This is a genomic window from Gemmatimonas sp., from assembly GCF_044344655.1.
In the GTDB taxonomy this organism is placed as follows: Bacteria; Gemmatimonadota; Gemmatimonadetes; order Gemmatimonadales; family Gemmatimonadaceae; genus Gemmatimonas.
Genome location: NZ_JBIJCN010000009.1, coordinates 24357 through 32743, shown reverse-complemented (window position 1 = coordinate 32743; position 8387 = coordinate 24357). Strand labels below are relative to the sequence as shown.

General features: G+C 67.9%; 8 protein-coding genes. 5 read left to right on the top strand and 3 right to left on the bottom strand.

The features are described 5' to 3' along the window. Positions 1–55: 55 nt before the first annotated feature. Positions 56–628: a YcjF family protein gene (locus ACIQ51_RS04730; protein ID WP_396203857.1), complete on the top strand. Its 573-nt coding sequence runs from the start codon at positions 56–58 to the stop codon at positions 626–628. A gap of 25 nt (positions 629–653) precedes the next feature. Here the strand turns inward: ACIQ51_RS04730 and ACIQ51_RS04725 are convergent, their stop codons facing one another. After that, positions 654–1328 (bottom strand): 4'-phosphopantetheinyl transferase family protein, encoded by a 675-nt coding sequence (locus ACIQ51_RS04725; RefSeq protein WP_396203856.1) that lies wholly within the window; start codon positions 1326–1328, stop codon positions 654–656. A gap of 32 nt (positions 1329–1360) precedes the next feature. Next, on the bottom strand, positions 1361–2350 hold the full coding sequence (locus tag ACIQ51_RS04720; RefSeq protein ID WP_396203855.1) for a DUF481 domain-containing protein: 990 nt from the start codon (positions 2348–2350) through the stop codon (positions 1361–1363). A 63-nt stretch (positions 2351–2413) separates the two neighbouring features. On the opposite strand from ACIQ51_RS04720, the gene ectB reads away from it, so the two are divergent. The 4 genes from ectB to ACIQ51_RS04700 are packed head-to-tail and all read left to right on the top strand — an operon-like array spanning position 2414 to position 7104. After that, the gene (gene ectB, locus ACIQ51_RS04715; RefSeq protein ID WP_396203854.1) at positions 2414–3724 is read left to right on the top strand and encodes a diaminobutyrate--2-oxoglutarate transaminase; all 1311 of its coding nucleotides are present in this window, start codon (positions 2414–2416) and stop codon (positions 3722–3724) included. After that, on the top strand, positions 3708–5147 hold the full coding sequence (locus ACIQ51_RS04710) for a TolC family protein (protein ID WP_396203853.1): 1440 nt from the start codon (positions 3708–3710) through the stop codon (positions 5145–5147). Before ectB ends, ACIQ51_RS04710 begins: the two co-directional genes overlap by 17 nt. Beyond that, entirely contained in the window at positions 5126–6307 is a 1182-nt protein-coding gene (locus ACIQ51_RS04705) for an efflux RND transporter periplasmic adaptor subunit (RefSeq protein WP_396203852.1), read from the top strand. Before ACIQ51_RS04710 ends, ACIQ51_RS04705 begins: the two co-directional genes overlap by 22 nt. Further along, positions 6307–7104 carry a DUF4239 domain-containing protein gene (locus ACIQ51_RS04700; protein WP_396203851.1) on the top strand — a complete coding sequence of 266 codons (798 nt, stop codon included), beginning with the start codon at positions 6307–6309 and terminating at the stop codon, positions 7102–7104. Before ACIQ51_RS04705 ends, ACIQ51_RS04700 begins: the two co-directional genes overlap by 1 nt. Positions 7105–7141: 37 nt before the next feature. Here the strand turns inward: ACIQ51_RS04700 and ACIQ51_RS04695 are convergent, their stop codons facing one another. Then, entirely contained in the window at positions 7142–8323 is a 1182-nt protein-coding gene (locus tag ACIQ51_RS04695) for a cation:proton antiporter (RefSeq protein WP_396203850.1), read from the bottom strand. Between the last annotated feature and the right edge of the window lie 64 nt (positions 8324–8387).

Genomic DNA, 8387 nt, shown 5'->3' with positions numbered 1-8387 from the left:
GAGCGACTCCGAGTGAGCACGCCGTTCGCTGGGATCCACAATTCTGGGAGCCGTGATGTCCGACACCAACGAAGCCGCACACAACATTGTCAGCAAGTACACGCTGTACGCGGCTGGAGCCGGTTTGGTCCCTGTGCCGATCGTGGATTTCGCCGCGCTAGCGGCCGTGAATCTGGCCATGCTGCAGGACATCGCGAAGCACTTCGGTGCGGACTTCACCAACGAGTGGGGGAAGAGCACGATCGCGGCCCTGTTGGGCGGCCTGACGGCGACGACGTTCGCGAAGTCGCGCGGCGCCGTGCACCTGTTGCGTGCCATCCCGCTGGTGGGCCAGGCCATGGCGTCGGTCTCGATGTCGCTCTTCGGCGCCGCGGCCACGTACGCCGTGGGTCGCGTGTTCGTGGCCCACTTTGCGGGCGGCGGCACGATGCTGTCGTTCGACATGGAGAAGGCCAAGCAGTCGGTGTCCGAGCAGTACGCCAAGGGCAAGGGCGTGGTGGGACGCCAGATCGCCAAGGGGAAGTCGATGTTCTCGAAGAGCGCGGAGGAGTCGGCCACTGAGACGGCCGCCACCGCGCATGTCGAGGCGGACGCCATGGTGATGACGCCCGCGCCCGTTCCCGCCTGACCGATCGGCAGCCGCGCGACCCCCGTCATGATGCGATCGTGGCGGGGGGAAGGACGTCCGGAACAGCCAACGTGACGACGTAGCCGGGAATGTCGGTGATGGCCTGCAACTGCCAGCGCTGCCCGGCGTGCTCCGCGTGCCCGCATCGGTGCTGGTCGGGCGGGAACACCGCCACGGTGCGTGGGTCGGTCTGCAGCCCCACCCCGAGTGCCTTGAGCACCGCTTCTTTCCCGGTCCACAGCGACAGGAAACACGCGGTGCGTTCGTGAACCGGGAGCGCGCGGATGGCCGCGCCCTCGGCGCCGGTACAGGCGACCGGCACCAACGCATCGACGTCGAACAGCGGCCGATTCACGGGCTCGATGTCGATGCCGACCGGCCCAGCGGTGCGCAACGCGACTACCGCTACCGCACCGGCATGGCTGATCGAGCACCCCACTTCGGGGTACCCCGCGATGCGCGGAGCCCCCGCTTCGGTGCGCTCGATAATGACCTCGGCTGGGGAAACGCCGCTCCACTGCGCCACGAGCGTACGCAACAGATCTCGCGCGGCGACAAACGCGGCCCGCACGGCCGGCACAGGAAGGGCAGCAGCCCGGTGGATTTCCCAGGGCGCCAGGCGATCGCGCCACTGGCCGTTGGCATCATGGTCGTCGGAGGTCAGCTCCCGCCATCGCCATACCGTACCGCAGACGGTCATGCCGCCCCCTTCGGCGGCAACGGACCGCCCGTTCACCGCTCCAACTGCAGCCCGATCATGACCTTGTTGAATGTCGGGCGGACCGGGTCCACCAGGCCGGAATCGTAGCGGCGGTTGTACACCACGTTCACGCCAAGATGGGCCGAGAGCTGGCCGCTCAGTGTGACCGTACTGGCGTGCTGGCGACGGCCGGAGATTTCGGTCCACAGCAGGTTTTGTGACAACTGGATCGTGGGCGCGATCTTCAGCACCAGCGATTCATAGAATCCGCCACCAAACCCACTGACCGTCACCGCTCCACTCGCCGCTAGTTCTGCTTCTTCGCTCGCATTGGCATACGCGAAGGCGGCTCCGGGAGCCACAAACAGCCGCACGCGCTTGGACCTCACCAGCACGCGCCCCACGCCAAGGTGCTGGGTGAAGCGCCCGTCGATTTCCTGCGGTCGGTTCCGCTCGGCGACCGTCTGCGCCACGAGACGGTAGTTCGCCGACAGCGTGCGGTTCGCGGTAATGTTGAGCAGCTGGTCGTTGGATGCCGCCGGGTTGGGATCTTGCCGCTGGTAATTCAGCTGCAGGCCGACGGTCACCGATGACTTGGGGGAGGAGCGCTCGAGCGACAACCCTGCACTACCTCCGATCACTGCGCCCACCTCGTCGCGTGCGACCTCAGACATGTACTGGTAGCCCACTTCGAGGCGGCGGGTCCAGCGGACGCTCGGCGTGTTTTCGCCACCGAGCGTGGGGACCGCGGCCAGCGCGCTCTTGGCGTCGTCCTCGGCGGGCGTCACCGCTGTCACGGCGCTCCGCGCCACTGCCACGCGCCCAACGGCATCACTCAGAAAAATCACCGAGTCCGCGGTCTGGCTCTTGACCCGACCGCGCAGGAGCGATCCGTCTTCGAGGCGGAGGACCACGACGGCAGTCGTGTCCACGGGGAGCGCCTGCGCATGGGCACGCCGAGCGGCCGGGAGGCACAACACTGCGGCGAACAACGCCGCTCTGGATGCTGTAGGGATATTCACAGGGGTAAAGTAATTCGGAAGAGGTCGCTTGACCAGAAAGGATGAGCCCGGTATCTCATGGCCATGACATCCTCCGGTTTACTCCTCGACATCCCCGCACCGACGGCCCTCGCTGGGCCATCCGACATCTTCACGCGGCGGGAGTCGAATGTGCGGAGCTACTGTCGGAGTTTTCCGGCGGTGTTTGCGACGTCGCGCGGCGCCACCATGTGGGACGAAGACGGGCGGGCCTACATCGACTTCTTCGCCGGCGCCGGCACGGTGAACTACGGCCACAATGAGCCGCGGATGGTGCAGGCGGTCGTCGAGTATCTCACCGGTGGCGGTATCGTGCACTCGCTCGATATGCACACGGTGGCCAAGCGCGCGTTCCTTGAAGAATTCGAGCGCACGGTCCTGGAGCCGAGAGGGATGGCGCACCGAGTGCAGTGCCCCGGACCCACCGGCACGAATGCAGTGGAGGCCGCCCTCAAGCTGGCGAGAAAGGTGACGGGCCGCCGGACGGTCATCGCGTTTTCGAATGGGTATCACGGCATGACGCTGGGTGCCTTGGCGGTGACGGCGAATCCGCAGGCTCGCGCCGGGGCCGGGGTGCCGCTTCCCCATGTGCGCGTGGCCCCGTACGAGGGGAACCACGGGATGGCGACCGACGAGGCGCTCGAGGCGCTGTCGCAGCAGCTGCGACTGGCCGAGCAGGAGGATGGCGGCGCCGCCGCGATCATTCTCGAGTGCATTCAGGGCGAGGGTGGCGTGAATGCCGCATCCCCGGTTTGGCTGCGGGGAGTGGCTGAGCGCGCGCGCGCGCACGGCGCGCTGCTCATCGTCGACGACATTCAGGCCGGGTGCGGGCGCTCCGGCACGTTCTTCAGTTTCGAGCCGGCTGGGATCGAGCCCGACATCATCCTGTTGTCGAAAGCCATTGGTGGCGTGGGCATGCCCATGGCGCTGGTGCTCCACCGCCCGGAGCATGACTGCTGGCAACCGGGTGAGCACAACGGGACGTTCCGTGGGTTCAACCTCGCGTTCGTGGCTGCGACGGCGGCGCTCCGCCACTTCTGGCGGGACGATACCCTGGCGCGATCTGTCGCGACCAATGGCGCGATCGTGCGAGAGGCCTTGCTGGACATGGTGCAGGCACATCCCGGGTGTGCCCTGTCGGTGCGCGGTCGCGGTCTGATGCAGGGCCTGCGTTGTGAGGACCCCGCTCTTGCCGCACGCATCGGTCGGGCGGCGTGGGATCGGGGCCTCGTGATCGAGCGCAGCGGTCGTGAGGACGAGGTCGTCAAGCTCATGCCCCCGCTCGTGATCAGCGACGACGAGTTGCGGCGCGGTCTCGCGATCCTTGCCGAGGCTGTGCATGCGGCAATCCACTGACGGGTTCGCGGCGCGCGCCGTTGGCTCTCGCGCGCTGGTGCTCGCGGCGGCACTCGTGGTGGGGAACGGTCTCGCGCTCCGCGGTGCCGCCGCGCAACCGGCCGCGCCGCTCCGGCTGACGCTTGCCGACATGGTGCGTCGTGGGGTGGATTCGAGCCTGCAGGTGGGCGAAGTCAGTGCCAGAGTGCGGCGGGCCAACGCGCAACTGCTGCAGGCCCGCGCCAGTGGCCGGCCGCAGGTGACCACCTCGGCGCTGTGGCAGTGGAATGTGCAGAACCAGTTCCAGTCGCTCGTGCCGTCCGGCGCGACGCCTGGCACATCGACGCGGGCGCCGTCGGCCGCGGATCCATTGCTGCGCATCCTCGGCGCCGATTATCAACTCGGTGTTGGTGCTGCCGTGTCGCAGCGGCTCTTCGATGGCGGCCGGCAGCGGGCGATGGTGCAAGCGGCGGCGGCCACCGCCACGGCCACGCTGCAGGCGGAAGCCTCGACGCGGGCGGCTACCATGCTCTCGCTGGTCGACGCCTACGCATCGGCCCGTCTTGCCGATCTGCTGCAGGAATACGCCGACTCGGCCGTGGCACACGCAGAGCGGGTGGTGCAGCAGACGGACACCCTCTGGCGGACCGGGGTGTTGGCCGAGTACGAACATCTCCGGGCTCGCTTGGTGCGTGAGGATGTGGCCGCCGAGCGCGAGCGGACGCGGACCTCTCGCGATCTGGCGCAGCTGCGTGTGCGGCTGCTGTTGGGGCTCGAGTCAACGGCGTCGCTGGAGCTGATCGACAGCCTGGAGGTCATGCCGACGTTTCTGGCGCCGCTCGCGGCGCGCCCGGTCAGTCGCGCGCTGGACCAAGCGCGTTGGGAGGTGTCGGCAGCCGAATCCCAATCGCAGGCGGTGCGGGCGCAGCGATGGCCCTCGCTGGCGGTGCAGTCGAGCTACCAGCGGTTCGCCTACCCCACGCGTCCGTTTCCTCAAGCGGCGGATCCTTTTCTCCCGCAGTTCACGGTGGGATTCGGGGTCACGCATGGCGGGTGGACCGGTGGGCGGTGGGCTGCTGACCGCGCGCTGGCGCAAGCCAACGTTGATGCGGCCCGCGTGCGGCTGCAGTGCGTCGAACAACAGCTCACCTTGCGCACGCGCGAAGCCGAGCTGCAGGAGGCCACGTCCAGCGCGGCGTACCGGGCTGGAGGGACCCAGGTGGCCATGGCGCAACGCACCTTGGCCATCGCCGAGGTGCGTCTCCGTGAAGGCATGGCCACCGCGATCGACGTGTCGGACGTGCGCCGGCAGCTGTATCAAGCGTTGGCTTCCCGAAGCCGCGCTGCCCGTGATGTGCTTCTGGCCCGGGTGCGTCTTGCGCTCTTGTCTGATCTTCCCGTTGTCCCTTCCACCGACAGTCCATGCGTGATGTCTTCCAGATGATCGGCCGTATTGCGGGGTCGCGGCCGGCGGGTCTCGTTTCGGTCTGGCTGGTGACCGCGTTTGCCGCGTGCGGGGCCGAATCGCCTCCTATCCTTTCCGTCGATGACGGCGCGGTGGTGGTGGTGGGCGTCGATAGCGTGCTTGAAGGTCCGGCGTACTCCGGTGTCGTTGTTTCCGAACGAATGGCGCGATTGCGCAGCGATGCTGCCGCGATGATTACCGACGTTTTGGTTCAGTCTGGTGATTCTGTTGCGGCTGGGGCGGTACTGCTGCGGTTCGATGACCGGGCGCTGCGTGGGCAAGGGGAGGCGGCGCGCTCGGCGGTCGCGCAGGCGGAATCGGCGGTGGCGCAGGCCGCCCGCGAGGTCGATCGGGCCCGGGCGCTCACCGCGATCGGTGCGATGGCGCTCCGTGACCGCGAGGGCGCGGAGCGGGTGGCGTTGGGGGCCCGCACCCTGCTGGCCGAGGGGCGGGCGCGACAGCTGGCCGCTGAGCGGGCGCTTGAGCATACCGTGGTCCGCGCGCCTTTTGCCGGGGTGGTCACGGAGCTTCCGGTGGCGGCGGGGGAACTGGTGGCTCCGGGGATGCCGCTGGTGACGGTCGCCGACGCCCGGGTGCGCACGATCGAGGGGTGGATGTCGCTTCCCAATGCCGCGGAGTTGCGTGGCAAGCGCGAGGTCGCGATTTCGGCGTACACCACCGGTCCGGCGGGAGCGCGCGTGCCGGTCTGGCTCCCGGCCACGGTCCGTCATGTGTCGCCGGTGGTGGATCAGCAAACGCGGCAGGTGCGGGTTCGGGTGGCGCTCTCAGATCCCAATGTCCCGTTGCTGATCGGGCAGGGGGTGCAGGGACGCGTCGCCGTGTCCACGCGGCGCGCTGTCCTGGTGCCGGAGCAGGCGATCGACGTGCGCGATGACGTCTCCACGGTGGCGGTGGTGCGGGGGGGCGTGGTGGTGCGGACCCCGGTGGAGCTTGGGGCCCGCATCAGCGATGCTCGACAGGTGGAGGTTTTGCGTGGGGTGTCGGTGGGTGACTCCGTCCTCGTTGGCGAGGCGCGATTTGCTCCAGCGGGGTCGCCGGTCCGTGCCGCCGCTTCGGCCGCTGCCGCCTCGCCGGTTGCCGATCGTGGTTCCCCGCTGCGTCGTGAGGAGGCTCGCTGATGCCCGTCTGGATCTACGATCTCTCGAACACGCAGTTGGCGCTCATGCTTTGTGGCGTGTGCCTGGCGTATACCTGGCTTGGCGTGGTGTTGGTGGGCAACGCCCTTCGCCGCCACTGCGAGGATCCGTCGGGGATTGGCGACTTCGTCGGGCAGTATCTCTCCGCATTCGGGTTGTTCTTCGGCCTGATGCTGGGGCTGATCGCTGTGGCGACCTACGAGAACTACGGTGCGGCTGAAGAGACGGTGAGCGTGGAAGCCAATCGCGTGGCGCAGCTGTATCGCACGGTCAGCACCTATCCCGAGCCGTTTCGCCAGACCTTGCAGGAATCGCTCGCCGACTTCGTGAACTTCACCATCGATGAAGCGTGGCCGGCCTATCGCGAGGGGCGCACTCCACTGGGAGGGACGGAGCGCCTCAACCAGTTTCAGGCGCGGCTCTACTCCTTCCAGCCGACGCGACCGAGTGAGCAGATCATCCACGGCGAGGCGTTGCGGCAGTTCTCGGAGTTTGTGGAGGCCACGCGGGATCGCGTGGCCGCGGTGGACACCGCGTTGTCGCCCCTGTTGTGGATGATCGTGGTGATCGGCGCGGCGATGACGATGGCGTTGCTCTGGTTCATTACCCACGAATTGATGTGGGTCCGCCTCGTCGCGTCCGGCATTCTGGCGGTGTACGTAGGGCTGATGATGTTCTTCATCGCGGCGATGGACCATCCCATGCGCGGTGAGTTCAGCATTTCCCCCGACGCCCTGGTCGAGTTGCGCGAGGCGTATCGCGCGGCGTCCGGCGGCTGATTCCGGGGAGCCGCGCCAATCGTCGGCCCTCGTAGGCTCAGCGGTCGTGTCGTGCCAGGCGCGGCGCCACGACCGGCACGGTCAGCATCGTGCTGGCCACGGCCATGAGGAGGAACGCGGTGAACATGGCGGGGGTGACGATGCCCTTGTCGAGCAGGATGCTGACGAAGATGATCTCGATCAGGGCCTTGGTCTGCAGCAGCCAGCCGACAATGCCGGCCTCGCCCTTGGGCCACCGGAGGAGCCGGCCGGCCAGGTGGACGCCGGCGAGTTTGCCGGTGACCGACATCGCCAGCAGCAGGCCAGCCACGAGGAGCACCGTGGCGCCGCCCATGGTCCACTGGGTGCGAAGGCCCGTGGAAAGGAAGAAGACCGGCATCATCACCAGCAGCACCTGATGCCGCAGCTGGTCGAGCTGCTCCACCCCGAACCACTCCTTGTCCATCACGGCGCCGGCGAGGAAGGCCCCGACCATGTAGTGCAGCCCGCACCAGTCGGCCCCGAACGCCACGCTCGCCAGCCAGATCAGCGCCACGTACCAGCGGTCGGGGCGCGGGAGGCGCGGCATCAGCGCACGGAACAGCCACGCGCACCCGGCGAAGGCGCCGAGGAAGGCCGCCTGTCGTCCCACCCGTTGCCAGTCGAGCAGAATGAGGGCGAGCACCCCCCAGATCGCGAGGTCGTCGAGGCTGGCGTACCGAAGAATGCGCTGACCGAAAGGTGAGCGAAGGATCTGCAGCTTCTCGAGGAACAGCACGAGAATGGGGAGCGCCGTCACGGCGCAGGCCATGCCCACTCCCATGACGAATTGCCAGGACTGCGCCTTGGGGCCCATCCACCCCGGCTGGGTGAGCAGCAGCAGACCGGCCCCGATTCCGAACAGCAGTGGGGTCCCGAGGGCGAGCCCTGCGGTGACCAGACTTTCCCGCTTGTTCTCGAGCGCTTCGCGGAGGTCGAGCTCGATCCCTGCGAGCATGACGAACAGCATCACCGCCCACCACGCGATGCCGTTGAGCGCTTGGACGACCGGAGGCGTGAAAACGGTCGCGTAGTAGGCCGGAAGCCACGCCCCCAAGACGCCCGGACCGAGCACGACCCCCATGAGAATCTGGACGACGACCAGCGGCGCGATGTAGTCGGTGCGCCCGAGACGCCAGAGCAGGTAGGGCACTGAGAAGATCAGCACCATGGCGATCAGGAATAATTCCGTGACGTTCATGCGGGACCGGTACGATCGGGAGGGCGCGCGAGGCAGGCAGGGTAGAACGAGGGCAACATAGCCG